Source organism: Tenacibaculum profundicola (genome assembly GCF_057220795.1).
Window position 1 is genome coordinate 3180938 of sequence record NZ_CM170137.1, and the last position, 17041, is coordinate 3197978.

The window sequence follows — 17041 nt, forward strand, 5'->3', positions numbered from 1 at the left end:
AATTTTGATATTGTAATAGTATCTTTGCAGCATGTTAGAAGATAAAAACCAAGAGAAAACATCATTGTCGCAATTAGGAGAGTTTGGCTTAATTGACCATTTAACAAAGCAATTTTCATCATATCATAATGGTACTATAATAGGAATAGGAGATGATGCTGCGGTCATTGATTCTTCAGAAAAACAAACAATAGTAACTACCGATTTGTTAGTAGAAGGAGTTCATTTTGACTTGAGTTATATGCCGTTAAAACATCTGGGATATAAAGCTGTTATGGTGAATTTGTCAGATATTTATGCAATGAATGGAACAGCAGAGCAAATAACCGTATCAATTGCTGTTTCAAATAGATTCTCTTTGGAAGCTCTAGAAGAATTGTATGCAGGAATTCAATTGGCTTGTAATACTTATAAGATTGATTTAATTGGAGGAGACACCACTTCCTCAACTAAAGGAATGTTGATTTCAATAACGGCTATAGGAAAAGCGAACAAAGAAGATATTGTTTTTAGGAGCGGAGCAAAACCAACGGACTTAATTGTTGTTTCTGGTGATTTAGGAGGAGCATATTTAGGATTACAGGTTTTAGAAAGAGAAAAACAAGTTTTTATTGTAAATCCTAAAAACCAACCTAATCTAGAGAATTACACTTATATTATCGAAAGACAGTTGAAGCCAGAAGCACGTCAGGATATCCCAGTATTATTAAAAGAATTGGGAGTAAAGCCTACGTCAATGATTGATATTTCAGATGGATTATCTTCTGAGATAATGCATATTTGTAGCCAAAGTAAAACAGGGTGTAAAATTTATGAAGATAAGTTACCCTTAGATCCTCAAGTAATTTTAACATGTGAAGAATTTAATATTGATTCTACAATGGTCGCTTTAAGTGGAGGAGAAGATTATGAACTGTTGTTTACAATACCTGTAGGTGATTTTGATAAAATAAAAGGAAATCCGCATTTAAGTGTTATTGGTCATATAACGGAAGAAAATCAAGGGCTAAATTTAGTGACTAGAGCGAATCAAGAGATCGCATTGAAAGCTCAGGGTTGGAATTCGTTTGAAGAACAAGAATAGTTAAAATGAGTTAAACGTGTTTTTATGGTATGATAATTGAATGTTTGGAGAAAACGATTTAATTATTTATTATGAAAAAACTACTATTTGTTTTCTTGTTAATCTCTTCAATAGGGTTTTCACAAGGAAAGCTAAAAAAAGCGAAGGAAAGTTTATCTAACGAAAGCACTACAAGCGATGTTGAAAGCTCGGAGAATAATGCAAGTTCGAGTGATTCAAGTGCCAGTGATGATGATAACCCTTTTCTCTGTCTTGTCAGAGAAATTATGTATCATGCGACGGTTGGAATTTTTGTTGGGGGGGCAGATAGAAGAGAATTAAATCCATATCCATATTATTCGAATGGAGAGTATACCAAGGAATTTTCAGAGGAAACTAAAAGAACTAATTTTAGATTAGGAACTAATTATTTAATAAATTCTATTCGATCTCTAGAGGTAAACGCTCTTTATAAGCCGGTTCCAATTATAGGAATTGAAGCATCCTATCTTAATTTTTCTGAGAAAAGATATCAATCAAAAGAGTATTTGAATATTAGTTCAGTAGTGGTGAATTATTACCGTTTCCGAGAAGAATATTTTTCCCTTTGGTGGGGGCTGGGGGCTACGTACGTTGGTGATGAGGTAGATGCGTATGGTTTTACGTATTCATTAGGAACAGAAATTTATCCATTCAAGCCTGTAAGTCTTCATGTATCTTGGAAAGAGAGTTTTATTAATACAGGTCAAGTTGGTCTTTTTAAAACTCAAGTGAAGTACCACTTGAAGAAAACAGCTTTGTATACAGGGTACCATGACTACAGTATAGGGAGTGAACATATTAAAGGAGTTGTGTTTGGTCTAGAGTATACTTTTTAAGTGCGCTTTGCATGGTGTTTTTTGATACAAAAATTGTATATTGGTCAGAGAAAAATGAGTATTAATCAACAAAAAATCAAAAAGAATGGGAATTTTTTCATTTATTAAAAATGCCGGAGCAAAGGTTTTCGGAATTGGAAAAACATCAGAAGAAGAAGCGGCAGCAAAAGCAGCAAAATTAGTAGACGCTGTCAATGCTCTAGATTTATCTGTGACTGATTTGTCAATTGATATAGATGATGATAAAGCTACAATATCTGGAGAAGCATCCGATTTAGCAACGAAAGAAAAAGTAGTTTTAGTAGTAGGAAACACTGAGGGTATAGCATCAGTAGAAGATAGCATGACAGTGGCTGAAGTTGAAGAGATTAAAAAAGAAGATATTGCACAATTTCATACAGTGGTGAGTGGAGATACCTTAGGTAAAATAGCAAAGTCATTTTATGGAGATGCTATGAAATATCCAGTTGTTTTTGAAGCAAACAAACCGATGTTGAGCCATCCAGACAAAATTTATCCTGGGCAAGTTTTAAGAATACCACCTTTAGTAGACTAATTAAAGGGAATATATAAGATAAAAAGCACTACCTAAGTAGTGCTTTTTCTGTTTTAATTCATAATCATGTCTTAAAATATGTAACAAACGATTCAAATTAAAGTATTATTTAGAGTTACTGAGATGTTGATTTTAGCAATAAAAAGGAATATATTATTCCTAAAAAAATAAAATTAGGTTGATGAATAAAGTGCATCTTTGTACTCGGAAACTCAAAATAATGAATGATGAGCCAAAGAACATTAGCATTAATGGCAACCTCTATTGCAACACTTATTTACGGGGCTACATTTACCGTAGCAAAAGAGGTAATGCCACTGTATATTAAACCTTATGGTTTTATTTTATTAAGAGTTGGTGGAGCCACAGGGGTTTTCTGGTTATTAGGTCTGTTTCTGAAAAAAGAACCGATTGAAAAAGTTGATTATAAACGCATTTTTATCGCTGCATTTTTTGGTATTGCATTGAATATGCTTACGTTCTTTAAGGGGTTAAGTTATACTACACCTATTAGTGCTTCAGTAATGATGGTTACAACGCCAATATTGGTGTTAATATTTGCTAGTATTTTACTAAAAGAACCCTTATATCTTAGAAAAATACTTGGAGTAATTATAGGTTTAGTTGGAGCGGTTGTTCTTATCGTTTATGGCAACCAAAACGGAAGCAATGCTGAAAATATGATGTTAGGAAACTTTTTAGTATTTGTAAATGCGGCTTCTTACGCCATGTATTTGGTAATTGTAAGAGAAGTAATACAAAAGTATAATCCTATTGTATTTGTGAAATGGCTATATCTGTTTGGGTTGTTATTGGTAATCCCTTTTGGAATAACCGAACTGCTAGAGGTGAAATGGCAAGTAATGCCTTTCTCTATCTATTTAAAGGCCTGTTTTGTAGTGTTATTTGCAACGTGTGTTACTTATTTATTTAATCTATTTGCTTTATCAAAATTAAAACCAACAACGGTAAGTGTATTTATTTATCTACAACCGGTAGTTGCGTCGATTTATGCACTTTTTGTGGGAAGCGATAGTTTGAATACAGTTAAAATTCTCGCGACACTTCTTATTTTCTTAGGAGTATTTTTAGTTACGAAGCGTATAGCTGTAACAAACGAGAAATAAATGTATCTTTGCACCTCATTAAATTGAAATCATGATACATTCAATGACAGGGTATGGTAAGTCTGTGTTACAATTACCTACTAAAAAAGTTACTATTGAAGTGAAATCGCTTAACAGTAAAAATTTAGATTTAAATACACGTATTCCTTCGTATTATAAAGAAAAAGAACTCAGTGTGCGTAAGAAACTCGCAAGTAGTTTAGTCAGAGGAAAAGTGGATTTTTCAATTTTTGTTGAAATGACAGCTGACGAAACTTCTACAACCGTAAATAAAGGGGTTGTAAGAGAGTACATGGAGCAATTAAGAAACATTGTTCAAACTGGATCTAGCGACGACGTGGAGTTATTGCATATGGCTATTAAAATGCCAGATGCGTTAAAGACGGAAAGAGAAGAGTTAAATGTTGAAGAATGGAAGCAAATTGAGGTGTCAATTGATGAAGCACTTCAAGAAATAATTCAATATAGGGTAGATGAAGCCAAGTCATTGGAAGAAGATTTTAAGCAAAGAATAGAGAACATCAAACTAGCTTTAGAACAAATAGAAGATTTAGATGGCGCTAGAATTGAACATGTAAAAGAAAGATTACAAAAAGCACTTGCAGAACTAAAGGTTGAGATTGATGAAAACCGATTTGAGCAAGAATTGATTTATTATTTAGAGAAATTGGACATCAATGAAGAAAAAGTGCGTTTAGCAAATCATTTAGAGTATTTTTTACAAGAATTAGCAACTCCTAACTCTAACGGGAAAAAATTAGGGTTTATCGTTCAAGAAATAGGTAGAGAAATAAATACTACTGGTTCCAAAGCAAACTATGCTCCAATGCAAAAGATTGTCATACAAATGAAAGATGAGCTCGAAAAAATTAAAGAACAAATCTTAAACGTATTATAAATATGGCAAAAGACTTTCAAGGTAAATTATTTGTGTTTTCTGCTCCGTCAGGTTCGGGAAAAACAACCATTGTACGTCATTTACTAGCTCAAGAGCGGTTTAACTTGGAGTTTTCTATATCGGCTACTTCTCGTAGCCCAAGAAGTAACGAAAAAGATGGAGTTGATTATTATTATATGTCGTTGACAGACTTCAAGAAAAAAATAAAAAACAATGAATTTTTAGAGTGGGAAGAAGTATATAGAGATAACTTTTACGGTACACTTAAAACTGAAGTTGAACGTATTTGGGCAAAAGGAAAGCATGTGATTTTTGATATAGACGTGGTTGGAGGCTTGCGTATAAAAGAAAAATTCCCAACGCAAACTTTAGCAGTATTTGTTAAACCACCAGACATTAATGAGCTTATAAGACGCTTAAAGGATCGGGGAGAAGAAAGTGAAGATAAAATTAATATGCGTGTAGCAAAGGCCTCAGTCGAATTAGCCACAGCGCCACAGTTTGATAAAATCATAAAAAATTACGATTTACCTGTAGCGTTGCAAGATGCTGAAGATTTGATAGATGAATTTTTAGGGTCGAAAATAAGCGAAGCATAACAAATAAAAATAGCGACGATGGGTAAAAAAGTGGGGTTGTATTTTGGAACGTTTAACCCAATTCATATCGGACATCTAATTATAGCCAATCAAATGGTTGAAAATTCTGATTTAGATGAAATCTGGATGGTAGTAACGCCGCATAATCCTTTTAAGAAGAAGAACAGTTTGTTAGACAATCATCATCGCTTAGAAATGGTGTATTTAGCGACCAAAGAATATGATGCAATTAAATCTTCCGATTTTGAATTTAAATTGCCAAAACCTAATTATACGATACACACATTAGTTCAGATTTCTGAAAAATACCCAACAAATTCTTTTAGCATTATTATGGGAGAAGATAATTTAAAGGGTTTTCATAAATGGAAAAACTATGAGGAGATATTAGAAAACTACAAAGTATACATATACCCTAGAATTTCAGAAGGAATTGCAGCAACACAATTTAAGAATCACCCTAATATATATAAGGTAGAGGCACCTATAGTACAAATATCTTCTACAATGATTCGGAATGCTATCAAAGAAGGAAAAGAGGTGCGTCCGTTACTTAGTCAAAGTGTTTGGAAGTACATTGATGAAATGAATTTTTACAAAAAATAAAACTTTTTTCAAATCCTAGGGTCAAAAAGCTAATTAACTTTAAAAATTAGAAATTATGACTTTAAGTTTTGTAAAAAAGAATTTATATTACCTTTCATTTATAGGATTATTATTAGTGGCTTCTTGTGAATCAAACTCTAATGAAGAGTTGCTTACAGATGAATTGACTACAGAAGAAGCACTAAATGTTGTGTTAGTAGATGATGTCTCTGCAGATGTGAATGACGTTATAGAAGATGACTCAGTAATAGGAGAAGACGCGGGCAGAAGTATGTCTCCGCCAAGTAATCATCCTGATTGTTTAGAAAGAACAGTTGAAGAAACAACTGATGGTAAAATTGTAACCTTAGATTTTGGTGAAGGTTGTACTGGTAGAAGAGGTAAGGTTTTCGCTGGAAAAATTATTATAGAGTATGTAAGAGTAGATGACATGTATTCTAAAACAGTCTCTTTTGAGAATTTTTCTATCAATGGAAATGCCATCGAAGGCGGAATGTCAGTGAGCAAGGTCCATGAAAATGTAAATGGAAATCCAGAAAGAACACACAACGTAGATATCACCATAACGTTACAATCAGGAGAAGTGATTGTAAAAAAAGGAGAGAAAGTAAAAGAAAAAATAGAAGGAGCTGACACCCCAGAAAGAGGAGATGATGTGTTCTTAATTTCTGGATATTGGGAATCTGTAAATAAAGATGGAGTAGCTAAGAAAGCAACCATTACCACCAGTTTACGAAGAGAATATGCATGTAAGTTTATCGTTAGTGGTATTGTAGAAATAACCAAAGGGAGTAACGATTATACCTTAGATTTTGGAGATGGATCTTGCGACAATAAAGCAACCTTAACAGATGCAGATGGAAATACTAGGGAAATTAGTTTAAAAGACAGAAAAAAATAAAAATAAAAACCAAAAACCAGCATCAAGGCTGGTTTTTGGTTTTGAAGTTATGTCAGAACAATATAGATCTTCTAATATAATTTGGGTTGAATTTAAACTTTTTTGTTTTTTAGGGGTCTAAGCATAAAACCCTCTAATGTTTTAATATGAGTGAAGCTAATTTTATACATCAATTAACAAGTAAAAAACATAGAGAAAAGGCTTTCGCAAAATTGTTAGACTTGTATCAAGAACGTTTGTATTGGCATATTAGAAAAATCGTAGGAACGCATGAAAACGCAGATGATGTTTTGCAAAATACCTTTATTAGAGTATATAAGAGTTTACCCAACTTTAAACAAGACAGTTCTTTGCATACTTGGATGTATAGAATAGCCTATAATGAGTCTATTAGGTTTTTAGAAAGAGAGAAGAAAAAGAGTTTTTCTTCCTTGCAGGAAGTAAATGACCATTTTTTAAGTAGTTTAGAAGGTGATACTTTTTTTGATGGAGACGAAGCGCAGCGTAAATTACATGAGGTGTTGAGTAGTTTAACTGAAAATCAAAAAAGAATTTTTCAGATGAAGTATTATGATAATTTAAAATTTAGAGAAATTTCTGAATTGCTGAAAATTAGTGAAAACACTATCAAAACACACTACTATGCGGTTGTAAAACACATAGAGAGAAATATAACTACTATAGCCTATATAGAAAAAATTAAAGCATAGTTTGTTATGAGCATACAAAATAATAACTTTAGCCATCGAAATACACTAGATGTGAACTCAGAAAGAAAACATAAAATCGATTTAGGATTAAGCATCCCAGATGATTATTTTACCCAGTCAAAGAAGTCTATATTGTCAAAAACTGTTGATCTAGAAAAAAAGAGTAAGATTATTCATTTTTCAAAGAAAGTATACTTATGGTCGGCTGCAGCTGTTGTTGCCTTATTGCTTACTTTGGCCGTGTTTAACCCGTTTGAAGATACAACAAATGAGCTAGAGAATGACATTTTAATAGCTTCTTTAATGACAAAAGATGCTGATGTTGATGAATTGTTAGATGAGTACATAAATGATGAATTATTAACAAAGGAAGTGTTTTTAGAATAAAGTAAAACTTTTTCTAAAAAGATAGGTCTAAAGTATAAGGATGGAAAAATTTAAAATCATAGTAACTGTTTTAATTGCCCTTTTATTGGGAATATTAAATGGAATTGCTCAAACTTCAGAAAGCGATTTGAATCTTTCTGATCAACAGAAAGAATTATTAAGAACTCAAAAAGAGTTAATAAAAAAGAATAGAGAAGCTTTTAAAGAGGCACTTACTCCTGAGCAGTTAGCTATATTGAGAAATAGCTCATTAACAAAAATAGAAAGACAAAATGCATTAAAAAAGACACTTACCCCATTTCAGAAAAATATTATTAAGCAAAATAATAGTAGTGTTCAGAATGCAAAATCAAAATTTAGAGCAACCCTTACGTCTAAACAAAAACAACAATTAAAGAGAAGATTAGGCAACAAGAAGGCTAGGGTCAAAAAAAATATAAGAAAAAAAATTAGAAGAGATAAAAGAAAAAGAATGCGGAATTAATTTTTTTTCGTAAATATTTGGTTGATTTTAGTGGTTGAATATCTCAACCACTTTTTGTATTTTGAGGGCTCTTATGAAAAAAATAAGTTTATTATGTATTCTAATCTTTAGTTTGAAGAGCTTATGTGCTCAAGAAATTCTTAACAATACTATTGATAGTATTAGTGAAGAAGATCAAATTATAGATAATTTATTGAATCAAGAAACACTAAATGACTTTTTAGAATTGACAGAAGACCTTGATTTTATATACTTTTCTTTAGACTATACAAATAGAACATATTTTTCAGGAAGGGATATTGGGGTAGAACAATTTTCTGTAACGCCTCAGGTAACTTATATGCATGCAAAAGGGTATTTTGTAAGTGCTTCAGGTGTATACTATGACGAATTAACTCCTAAATGGGATTATACGTCTCTTTCTTTGGGTTATGGAAGGCGATTTGGTAGAAATAAACAGTTAAGATGGTCGGTTTATTACGATCGATATTTTTTCTCAGATACAGAAAATAATCCGTTTAAAAATGCCATCAATGCAGGGGTCGAAATAGATAACACTTCTAAAACTTTAGGAACTGAGCTTACTATAGGGTTATTGTTTGGAAGCAATAAGTCGTTTCAAATGATATCATCGAGTTATGGTGAGGTTGATTTGTTAAGAAATGCAAAACACGAACTAAAACTGCGTCCAGAATTGCGTTTTGTGATTGCTCAACAAACTGTGCAATTGGCACAAATTGTTATTTTCAGAGGTAGAGAGTTTACGTTGTATAAAGAAAATAATGATTTTGGATGGGTGAATACGCAATTAATACTACCACTGCAGTATTCTGTTTCCAATTTTGATTTTGAATTAGGGTATATTTTAAATTTACCCACTGCTTTAGAAGGAGAAACAAATCTTAAAATAACGGGCACAACTATGTTTTCGGTAGCCTATTTGTTTGATTTGTAATAGAAATATAATCTATTTTTAAGAAAAGATTTGAAATTTTTTCGTTGTATATTTGAGGCTCAAACTTATACTACGGTGGCTAAAAAAGATAAAACACGAAAGTTAAAGCAAAAGTTAACCGACAAATACAGATTGGTAATTTTAAATGAAGATACGTTTCAAGAACGATTTTCTTTAAAGTTATCTAGATTGAACGTATTTGTATTAGGCGGTTTGTTTTCAATTTTATTAATTGCTTTAACAACGCTGTTGATTGCGTTTACCTCTTTAAGAGAATATATACCAGGATATTCTTCTACTTGGTTGAAAAAACAAGCAACTCGTTTAACTTACGAAACCGATTCATTAAAGAATGAGTTAGCAATTCTAGAAAATTATTCAAAAGCAATTAGGCCTGTGTTAACAGGAGAAATTAAGCATGAACAAATTGATTCTATTATTAATGATGCAAAAGGACTTATTTTTGACGAAAGTAAATTGAAGCCCACAAAGCAAGATTCTTTATTTAGGGAACAAGTGGAAAGTAAGGATAGATATCCTCTGTCGGAAGCTGTTTTCGATAGGGTCAAAAATGTGTTCTTCTCTCCGTTAACAGGTAGCATTTCACAAGTATATAACGTTAATGATAAACATTTTGCCGTTGATGTTGTTGCGCAAATAGGAACTCCTGTTAAAGCCATTGCAGATGGTACCGTGATTTTAGCTGAATGGACAGCCGAAACTGGTTATGTACTAATGTTACAACATTCAGACCAATTTATTTCTGTATATAAACACAACGGGACTCTTTTAAAAGAACAGGGAGAAATGGTAAGGTCGGGAGAGGTGATCGCAAACGTTGGTTCAACGGGTGAGTTATCAACAGGTCCACACTTACATTTCGAACTATGGAGTGATGGGTATCCTGTCAATCCAACTAATTATTTAGATTTTCAGTAAATGAGCATTAAATCAAAATTAGCAATACCGTTTGCGAAACAAGTAAGAAAACGTGTCTATAAATGGGCTGATAATCCTCATAAAACCCAGGAGAAAGTATTTGAATACCTTGTTGCAGAAGGATGTAAAACAGCCTTTGGTAAGGATCATGATTTTATATCAATTAATAATTATGATGATTTTAAAAAGCGTGTACCTATTAATGATTATGAAGGATTGCGCACCTATGTTGATAGAATTGTAGCTGGTGAAGAAAATGTATTATGGAAAGGGAAGCCACTTTATTTTGCTAAAACCTCTGGTACCACCTCAGGAGCGAAATATATCCCTATCACCAAAGAGTCTATGCCTACGCATATAAAAGCAGCACGAAATGCGTTGTTATTTTACATTGCAGAAACCAATGACGCTAGTTTTGTAAACGGAAAAATGATCTTTCTGCAAGGTAGCCCTGTTTTAGAAGATAAGAACGGTGTGAAATTAGGACGATTGAGTGGTATCGCGGCTCACTATGTCCCTAATTATTTACTGAAAAACCGTTTGCCAAGTTGGGAAACGAATTGTATTGATGATTGGGAGACCAAGGTGAATAAAATTGTAGAAGAAACATTACCCGAAAACATGACGGTAATTAGCGGTATCCCTTCATGGGTACAAATGTATTTTGAGAAGTTAATGGATAAAACCGGTAAAACAATAGCGGAGATATTTCCCAACTTTAATTTCTTTGTATACGGAGGTGTAAACTTTGATCCATATAAGAATAAATTTGAGTCTTTAATAGGAAAGAAGATTGATTATGTAGAGTTATATCCGGCTTCTGAAGGTTTTATTGCTTACCAAGATTCACAAAAAGCCAAAGGGATGTTATTGCAACTAAACTCAGGGATTTTTTATGAATTTATTCCTTCCAATGAATTTTTTGATGAAAACCCTACTCGAATTTCTTTAAAAGAAGTACAATTAGGCGTGAATTATGTGATCATTTTAAATACTTCTGCCGGTTTGTGGGGCTATAATATTGGCGATACTGTTGAGTTTACCACTTTAGAACCATATAGAATTAAAGTAACAGGTAGAATTAAGCATTTTATATCTGCATTTGGTGAGCATGTTATAGGAAAGGAAGTTGAAAAGGCATTGAATGATGCCATAATAAATACAGAGGTTAGTATTAGTGAGTTTACAGTAGCTCCTCAAGTAAACCCTGAAAACGGACTTCCTTATCACGAGTGGTTCATAGAATTTGAAAAAGAGCCTGAAAACCTTGAAGAGATAGCTCTTAAAATTGATGCATCAATGCAATCACAAAATATTTATTATAAAGATTTAATAGAAGGAAATATACTACGTCCCTTAGTCATACGAAAAGTGCAAAGAGGAGGTTTTCATGAATATATGAAGTCTATTGGTAAATTTGGTGGTCAAAATAAAATACCTCAGTTATCAGATAATAGAAAAATTGCGGTGGTATTAGAAAAGTTATTGTCGTAATAAAATGAAAGTAATTGCAACCAATATAGGAGAATCAAGAGAGATTAACTGGAAGGGAAAAAAGATAACTACAGGGATTTTTAAATATCCTGTACAACGACCTATTTTTTTAGACTTGGAAAAGGTAAAAGAAGATGCTATTTGTAACAGAGAATATCACGGAGGGATTGACCAAGCTGTATATGCATATTCATTAAAACATTATGACTATTGGAAAGAGTTATATCCTCAAATAGACTGGGAATACGGTATGTTTGGCGAAAACTTAACTATTGACGATCTAGATGAGACCACTACACATGTTGGAGATACTTATAAAGTTGGAGAGGTAATTTTAGAAGTAACAAAACCACGTGAACCATGTATGAAATTGGGGGTGCGTTTTAATGATATGAAAATTGTAAAGCAGTTTTGGAAACAGTCTTTTTCTGGCGTTTATTTTAAAGTTCTACAAACGGGCTGCGTTGCAGTAGGAGAAGAATTAATTCAAATAAAATCTTGCCCATATAATAAAACAATTGCTGAGGTATATCATCAGAAAAGAACAAAAAAATAAGCATGCTGTAACACTGTATTTGGTCTACTGAAAGTACCCGTGTTATTGAATACTAAACTGTTGTCAAAAGAATAAGCTTACGAATAAAGTTACATCTTTGTTTATTTTCCAGTATAAAAAAACTCGCTTATTGCGACTCTTTATTTTCAAGTTCTAAAACTTTTTGAATCATTTTGTCTTGGTTTTCATTGAGCTTGTATAAGCCTTCATCGTTAAATAGGTCACGTGCGATTAAAGTTTTGAGGTTCTTTTTTAATTGCTTTTTAGTGACGAGTGTCAGGCCAGCATCTTTAAACTTATTCAAAAATTGAGTAGTTATTTTTTGATCCGTATCAAAATTCTCAATGAACTCATCGATGGTTAAGTAGGATAACTCCTTACGATTGTTATCAACATATTCAAAAGCAAATTCAGCTAGCGGACTAAATAGAAAAGTAGGCAAATAGTCTGCCGTATCCAAAGGCACAAAAACATCAGGTATGATACCACCACCACCGTAAACAATTTTGCCTTTTGGAGTTGTGAATTTCAAGCTGTCAACAATTTTAATGCTGTCTTTACTAAATAATTCACCATTATTATAACGTTCGTTTACTTCTTCTTGATAAGATGAATTTTGGGATGTTGCCGTTGTTGTTTGTTTATCGGAAACCTCTAAAGGAGAAGAATAAGGTTTTTGAATAGAGCGCCCTGTTGGTGTGTAATAACGAGCCGTAGTTAAGCGAATAGCAGAACCATCTCCTAAATCCATTTCCTGCTGAACCAAACCTTTGCCAAAAGATCTTCGACCAATAATAGTTCCTTTATCATTGTCTTGCAATGCGCCTGCTACAATCTCTGAAGCAGAAGCTGAATTTCCGTCAATCAACACGTATAGTCTTCCTTGTTCGAAATCACCTTTGGCTGAAGCGAAAGATTCATTAATGTCTCCTTTGTTATTTTTGGTGTAAACAATGAGTTTATCGTCTTCTAAAAACTCATCCACAATCTTATTGGCAATATCTATAAAACCACCACCGTTTCCTCTAAGGTCTAATACCAATGTAGTCATTCCCTTTTTCAATAAATCGTCAAGAGACATTTTAAATTCTTTATAAGTATTGCGTGCAAAGCGATTCAACTTGATAAATCCTATAGTTTTATTTAGCATGTAAGCGATGTCTACACTTTTAATATTTACTTTACCTCTAGGTATGGTAATGTCGAAAAGACTATCGTTAGTTTTTCTGTAAATTTTGAGATGGACACTTGTATTAGGTTTGCCTTTTAGCTTTTTTAAAATAGCAGTAGAGCGTAAGTTTTTACCATATAAGGTGTCATTATCTGCCAATAAAATACGATCACCTGCCTTTATACCCTCTTTAATACTAGGGCCTCCTTTAATTGTTTCCACAACGGTAATTGAATCACCAATCATCCTAAACTGAACGCCGATACCTACAAAATTACCTCGCATATTTTCCGTTACAAGTTGCATGTTTTCTTTTGGAATATACACAGAATGAGGGTCTAATTTGTCTAGCATTTCTGCAATCGCATCGTCTAGTAATTTATCAGTGTTTACATTGTCAACATAATCACTTTGTATATACTCAATTAGCTTTCTTACTTTACGCTCATGGGTTGAGACTTTTGTTGAGAGAATCGATTCTCCTTTATTGAAAAATGTTCCGATAAGGATACCGAAAACTACGGCGATTGAAAAATATATAGGTAAGTTGTTTTTATTCATCTGGTAAATGTGTCAATTCTACTCCTGCTTTTTCTAAAAATTGTACTCCAGAAGGATCTTTATAGGCATTGCTATAAACAACGCGTTTAATTCCTGCTTGGTGGATTAATTTACTACATTGTTGGCATGGTGATAGCGTTATATATAGTGTTGCTCCTCTGCACGACTGAGTGGAGGAGGCAACTTTTAATATGGCGTTGGCTTCGGCGTGTAAAACATACCATTTCGTGTCCCCTTCCTCATCTTCGCAACAATTTTCGAAACCTGAAGGAGTTCCATTGTATCCGTCAGAAATGATCATTCGATCTTTAACAATGAGAGCGCCTACTTTCTTGCGTTCACAGTGAGACAATTGGCCCCATTCTTTGGCCATTTTTAAATAAGCGAGATCGTATTTACGTTGTTTTTTATTCAAGATCTAAAAAGTTTAGATAGATAGCTAATTTAGTTAGAATTATAAACTTGTGTTGTTAATTTTTACCAAAAAACACGGTCAATCATCATTTGCAAGGCAAAGCCTATTACAATAGAAGAGGCGACGAGTATCCAATCACGACGGTTAACACCTAGTAATGACTGTAGTAAAGAACCAGTTAATAAAATTAAGAGCACTATGATTATCTGGGCAGCTTCAATGCCTAAAGCAAATTCCAACAACGGAATTAGCTTATCCTGGCTTTTACCAATCATAATTTTAAAATAATTAGAAAAACCTAACCCGTGAATTAAACCAAAAAACAGGGCAAACAATAAATTTTGATTTTCTTTTCCTACAGAGGCCTTTTTAGCCGTTAACACATTCGCTACACCAGTAATAAATATGGTGAGAGGAATTAAAAATTCAACAAGATCGGCGCGAACATTTAAAATGCCATAAGCCGAAAGTGCCAAGGTAACAGAATGGCCAATGGTAAACAAAGTGATTAGCCAAAGTACCTTTTTCCATTGTTTAAATTGGTAAACAACGGCTAATACAATTAAAAAGAGTATATGATCATAGGCTTTTATATCAAGAACATGAAATAAACCCATTTTAAAATAAAATATAAAATCGTTCATTAAATTTTAATTTGTCTATTAATTTGCTGGTCTAAAGAAATAAAAGTTTCTGTTCTTGAAACTCCTTTAATAGTTTGGATATCTTTGTTGAGTAAATGCATTAAATCTTCATTGTTTTTACACATTATTTTTATAAAAACGGCGTAATTTCCGGTTGTATAATGACTTTCTACAATTTCAGGTATTTCTTTTAAGCGCTTTATCGCTGATGAATATAAGCTAGAAGAATCTAAAAAAACGCCCACAAAAGCCATGGTTGTGTATCCTAAGGCCTTTGGATTTAAAATCATTTTATACCCGTTAATTAAATCAGATTCCTCTAGCTTTCTTAATCTTTGGTGAATAGCAGCTCCAGAAATACCAACCTCACGAGCGATGCTCAATACCGGAGTACGAGCATCTTGAACCAGTCGTTTGATAATGATTTTATCGATACCGTCAATTTTTGATTTTTTCGTCATGTTACAAAAATAATGAAACTATGTTAGATTTTTATTTTTTGAATTAATTAGTAGTATAAAGTTAGAATTTTTAGAAGTGATGCGTTTATTGGCCATGAATAAAAAAATCACTCCTTAGAGTGATTTTTTATGGATCTATTGACGAGTAATTTTTCAATACAAATTAACAAAAATCTGCGTAAGCGGCTGCCAAATTTTGAGCGATGGCTTGTGCAGATCGACCTTCAATATGATGGCGTTCTAGCATATGTACTAACTGCCCATCTTTAAATAGCGCAATGGCCGGAGATGACGGAGGGAATGGAATCATATGTTCCCTTGCTTTTGCCGTCGATTCTTTTTCTACACCTGCGAAAACCGTAGTTAAATGAGTTGGTGTTTTGTCTGCTCCTAATGAAGCGATAGCACCAGGTCTAGCAGTCCCAGCTGCACAACCACAAACAGAATTAACCATTACTAAAGTAGTTCCTTCTTTTGTTAGGGCATTGTCTACATCGTTAGCCGTATATAGGGCTTCAAAACCAGCGTTGATCAATTCATCGCGCATTGGTTTTACTAATTCTTCTGGATACATAAATAAAAATTTTGGACAAAGATACCTCTTTTAAATAATAAGGACAAACCTTCAAAAATACAAAAGAAAGGTATTTAAGAAATAAGCATAGGTAAGGAGGTTAAGTGTATTTTGTTTCGGCATCCAAAAAAATATATTTTTATAATGGCTCATAATCAAAATTTGAAAAGGAGTATTTATCTTTGATTAAAAATAAATAATATGGGGAAATTTGCAAAATGGTTAGGAGCAGGTACAGGATTTACGATGGGAGGTCCTATTGGGGCCATCATTGGGTTTGTAGTAGGGAGCTTTATTGACGGGCTTTCCATTGATGATTTGTCAAAGGAACAAGAAGAATTCAACAGAAGAAAAACACAAGAAGGGCAATATTTTCAATCAGGAGATTTTGAAATTAGTTTACTGACCTTAGCTTCCATCGTTATAAAATCGGATGGACGTATTGATAAAAGAGAGCTAGATTTTGTTAGGCAGTATTTTGTGAATCTTTATGGTAAAACAAGGGCTAATCACGCATTCAAACTTTTTAAAGGGATTGTAAAAAGCGAAGTGTCCACGAGAGAAGTATGTGTACAAATAAGAAACTATATGCCACATCCATCTCGTTTGCAATTAGTGCATTTTTTGTTTGGGATTGCTAAAGCAGATGGTAATATTGAAACTACAGAAGAGGAGATAATACAAAAAATAGCCTCTTATCTTTATGTTAATGAGCGAGATTACCAGTCAATAAGGGCTATGTTTTTTAATGAGGCTGAAAGTTCTTACAAAATTCTAGAAATCCCTAAAAATGCATCGGATGAAGAGGTGAAAAAAGCATATAGAAAAATGGTTAAAAAGTATCATCCAGATAAACTTTTAGGACTCGGCAAAGAGCATCTTACCGTTGCAAAACAAAAATTCCAAAAGGTTACACAAGCATATGAGGCAATAAAAAAAGAAAGAGGGCTTTAATTTTTCAGATTCATAGAAGATGTTTTATTTTTTTTTTATATATTAGTGGCAATAAAATTAGGTGAAAGGAATTTTATAAATTGTTTGTGATAAAAGTAAGTTCAATAT

Annotated in this window: 21 protein-coding genes; 16 read left to right on the forward strand and 5 right to left on the reverse strand. The window is 33.0% G+C overall.

The features are described 5' to 3' along the window. The first annotated feature begins 31 nt into the window (after positions 1-31). The 15 genes from thiL (at position 32) to AC2TDS_RS13780 (ending at position 12153) form a co-directional block, all read left to right on the forward strand. Positions 32-1084 (forward strand): thiamine-phosphate kinase, encoded by a 1053-nt coding sequence (gene thiL / locus AC2TDS_RS13710; protein ID WP_484736145.1) that lies wholly within the window; start codon positions 32-34, stop codon positions 1082-1084. 71 nt (positions 1085-1155) lie between these two features. Continuing rightward, the gene (locus AC2TDS_RS13715) at positions 1156-1941 is read left to right on the forward strand and encodes a hypothetical protein (RefSeq protein ID WP_484736146.1); all 786 of its coding nucleotides are present in this window, start codon (positions 1156-1158) and stop codon (positions 1939-1941) included. Between the two features lie 85 nt (positions 1942-2026). Beyond that, positions 2027-2497: a peptidoglycan-binding protein LysM gene (gene lysM / locus AC2TDS_RS13720; protein ID WP_484736147.1), complete on the forward strand. Its 471-nt coding sequence runs from the start codon at positions 2027-2029 to the stop codon at positions 2495-2497. A gap of 227 nt (positions 2498-2724) precedes the next feature. Continuing rightward, positions 2725-3624 (forward strand): DMT family transporter, encoded by a 900-nt coding sequence (locus AC2TDS_RS13725; protein ID WP_484738957.1) that lies wholly within the window; start codon positions 2725-2727, stop codon positions 3622-3624. Between the two features lie 31 nt (positions 3625-3655). Beyond that, the gene (locus AC2TDS_RS13730) at positions 3656-4522 is read left to right on the forward strand and encodes a YicC/YloC family endoribonuclease (RefSeq protein WP_484736148.1); all 867 of its coding nucleotides are present in this window, start codon (positions 3656-3658) and stop codon (positions 4520-4522) included. 2 nt (positions 4523-4524) lie between these two features. After that, positions 4525-5121 (forward strand): guanylate kinase, encoded by a 597-nt coding sequence (gene gmk, locus AC2TDS_RS13735; protein WP_484736149.1) that lies wholly within the window; start codon positions 4525-4527, stop codon positions 5119-5121. A gap of 18 nt (positions 5122-5139) precedes the next feature. Further along, complete coding sequence (gene nadD / locus AC2TDS_RS13740; protein WP_484736150.1) at positions 5140-5727, forward strand: nicotinate (nicotinamide) nucleotide adenylyltransferase; 588 nt, start codon at positions 5140-5142, stop codon at positions 5725-5727. Positions 5728-5782: 55 nt separating this feature from the next. Beyond that, positions 5783-6628 carry a hypothetical protein gene (locus tag AC2TDS_RS13745; RefSeq protein ID WP_484736151.1) on the forward strand — a complete coding sequence of 282 codons (846 nt, stop codon included), beginning with the start codon at positions 5783-5785 and terminating at the stop codon, positions 6626-6628. Between the two features lie 146 nt (positions 6629-6774). Further along, on the forward strand, positions 6775-7338 hold the full coding sequence (locus AC2TDS_RS13750) for an RNA polymerase sigma factor (RefSeq protein ID WP_484736152.1): 564 nt from the start codon (positions 6775-6777) through the stop codon (positions 7336-7338). Positions 7339-7344: 6 nt separating this feature from the next. After that, a complete protein-coding gene (locus AC2TDS_RS13755; RefSeq protein WP_484736153.1) occupies positions 7345-7725 on the forward strand; it encodes a hypothetical protein in 381 nt (126 codons plus the stop codon). 40 nt (positions 7726-7765) lie between these two features. Further along, on the forward strand, positions 7766-8209 hold the full coding sequence (locus tag AC2TDS_RS13760; RefSeq protein WP_484736154.1) for a hypothetical protein: 444 nt from the start codon (positions 7766-7768) through the stop codon (positions 8207-8209). Between the two features lie 73 nt (positions 8210-8282). Continuing rightward, positions 8283-9164 (forward strand): hypothetical protein, encoded by an 882-nt coding sequence (locus tag AC2TDS_RS13765; RefSeq protein WP_484736155.1) that lies wholly within the window; start codon positions 8283-8285, stop codon positions 9162-9164. Between the two features lie 75 nt (positions 9165-9239). Continuing rightward, entirely contained in the window at positions 9240-10103 is an 864-nt protein-coding gene (locus AC2TDS_RS13770; protein ID WP_484736156.1) for a M23 family metallopeptidase, read from the forward strand. Continuing rightward, the gene (locus AC2TDS_RS13775; RefSeq protein WP_484736157.1) at positions 10104-11597 is read left to right on the forward strand and encodes a GH3 auxin-responsive promoter family protein; all 1494 of its coding nucleotides are present in this window, start codon (positions 10104-10106) and stop codon (positions 11595-11597) included. It abuts the gene before it with no gap. 4 nt (positions 11598-11601) lie between these two features. After that, complete coding sequence (locus tag AC2TDS_RS13780) at positions 11602-12153, forward strand: MOSC domain-containing protein (protein ID WP_484736158.1); 552 nt, start codon at positions 11602-11604, stop codon at positions 12151-12153. 127 nt (positions 12154-12280) lie between these two features. On the opposite strand, the gene AC2TDS_RS13785 is transcribed toward AC2TDS_RS13780, so the two are convergent. From AC2TDS_RS13785 to AC2TDS_RS13805, 5 genes are all read right to left on the reverse strand, one after another. After that, the gene (locus AC2TDS_RS13785) at positions 12281-13885 is read right to left on the reverse strand and encodes a S41 family peptidase (protein WP_484736159.1); all 1605 of its coding nucleotides are present in this window, start codon (positions 13883-13885) and stop codon (positions 12281-12283) included. Next, a complete protein-coding gene (locus tag AC2TDS_RS13790; RefSeq protein ID WP_484738958.1) occupies positions 13878-14303 on the reverse strand; it encodes a deoxycytidylate deaminase in 426 nt (141 codons plus the stop codon). The genes AC2TDS_RS13785 and AC2TDS_RS13790 overlap by 8 nt, the downstream gene beginning before the upstream one ends. A gap of 59 nt (positions 14304-14362) precedes the next feature. Continuing rightward, on the reverse strand, positions 14363-14944 hold the full coding sequence (locus tag AC2TDS_RS13795) for a HupE/UreJ family protein (RefSeq protein ID WP_484736160.1): 582 nt from the start codon (positions 14942-14944) through the stop codon (positions 14363-14365). Further along, positions 14944-15405, reverse strand: a complete 462-nt coding sequence (locus AC2TDS_RS13800; protein ID WP_484736161.1) for an Lrp/AsnC ligand binding domain-containing protein — start codon at positions 15403-15405, stop codon at positions 14944-14946. The genes AC2TDS_RS13795 and AC2TDS_RS13800 overlap by 1 nt, the downstream gene beginning before the upstream one ends. A gap of 163 nt (positions 15406-15568) precedes the next feature. Then, positions 15569-15979 (reverse strand): BrxA/BrxB family bacilliredoxin, encoded by a 411-nt coding sequence (locus AC2TDS_RS13805; RefSeq protein WP_484736162.1) that lies wholly within the window; start codon positions 15977-15979, stop codon positions 15569-15571. 201 nt (positions 15980-16180) lie between these two features. Here AC2TDS_RS13805 and AC2TDS_RS13810 point away from each other — a divergent pair, with 201 nt between their 5' ends. After that, positions 16181-16933 (forward strand): TerB family tellurite resistance protein, encoded by a 753-nt coding sequence (locus tag AC2TDS_RS13810; RefSeq protein WP_484736163.1) that lies wholly within the window; start codon positions 16181-16183, stop codon positions 16931-16933. The last annotated feature ends 108 nt before the right edge of the window (positions 16934-17041 follow it).

Bases quoted from the DNA above. Each gene is read 5' to 3' on its own strand.
- AC2TDS_RS13775 (WP_484736157.1), top strand. From the start codon at position 10,104: ATGAGCATTAAATCAAAATTAGCAATACCGTTTGCGAAACAAGTAAGA.
- gmk (WP_484736149.1), top strand. From the start codon at position 4,525: ATGGCAAAAGACTTTCAAGGTAAATTATTTGTGTTTTCTGCTCCGTCA.
- AC2TDS_RS13810 (WP_484736163.1), top strand. From the start codon at position 16,181: ATGGGGAAATTTGCAAAATGGTTAGGAGCAGGTACAGGATTTACGATG.
- AC2TDS_RS13715 (WP_484736146.1), top strand. From the start codon at position 1,156: ATGAAAAAACTACTATTTGTTTTCTTGTTAATCTCTTCAATAGGGTTT.
- AC2TDS_RS13745 (WP_484736151.1), top strand. From the start codon at position 5,783: ATGACTTTAAGTTTTGTAAAAAAGAATTTATATTACCTTTCATTTATA.
- AC2TDS_RS13725 (WP_484738957.1), top strand. From the start codon at position 2,725: ATGAGCCAAAGAACATTAGCATTAATGGCAACCTCTATTGCAACACTT.
- thiL (WP_484736145.1), top strand. From the start codon at position 32: ATGTTAGAAGATAAAAACCAAGAGAAAACATCATTGTCGCAATTAGGA.
- nadD (WP_484736150.1), top strand. From the start codon at position 5,140: ATGGGTAAAAAAGTGGGGTTGTATTTTGGAACGTTTAACCCAATTCAT.
- lysM (WP_484736147.1), top strand. From the start codon at position 2,027: ATGGGAATTTTTTCATTTATTAAAAATGCCGGAGCAAAGGTTTTCGGA.
- AC2TDS_RS13800 (WP_484736161.1), bottom strand. From the start codon at position 15,405: ATGACGAAAAAATCAAAAATTGACGGTATCGATAAAATCATTATCAAA.
- AC2TDS_RS13760 (WP_484736154.1), top strand. From the start codon at position 7,766: ATGGAAAAATTTAAAATCATAGTAACTGTTTTAATTGCCCTTTTATTG.
- AC2TDS_RS13765 (WP_484736155.1), top strand. From the start codon at position 8,283: ATGAAAAAAATAAGTTTATTATGTATTCTAATCTTTAGTTTGAAGAGC.
- AC2TDS_RS13795 (WP_484736160.1), bottom strand. From the start codon at position 14,944: ATGAACGATTTTATATTTTATTTTAAAATGGGTTTATTTCATGTTCTT.
- AC2TDS_RS13805 (WP_484736162.1), bottom strand. From the start codon at position 15,979: ATGTATCCAGAAGAATTAGTAAAACCAATGCGCGATGAATTGATCAAC.
- AC2TDS_RS13785 (WP_484736159.1), bottom strand. From the start codon at position 13,885: ATGAATAAAAACAACTTACCTATATATTTTTCAATCGCCGTAGTTTTC.
- AC2TDS_RS13750 (WP_484736152.1), top strand. From the start codon at position 6,775: ATGAGTGAAGCTAATTTTATACATCAATTAACAAGTAAAAAACATAGA.
- AC2TDS_RS13730 (WP_484736148.1), top strand. From the start codon at position 3,656: ATGATACATTCAATGACAGGGTATGGTAAGTCTGTGTTACAATTACCT.
- AC2TDS_RS13780 (WP_484736158.1), top strand. From the start codon at position 11,602: ATGAAAGTAATTGCAACCAATATAGGAGAATCAAGAGAGATTAACTGG.
- AC2TDS_RS13755 (WP_484736153.1), top strand. From the start codon at position 7,345: ATGAGCATACAAAATAATAACTTTAGCCATCGAAATACACTAGATGTG.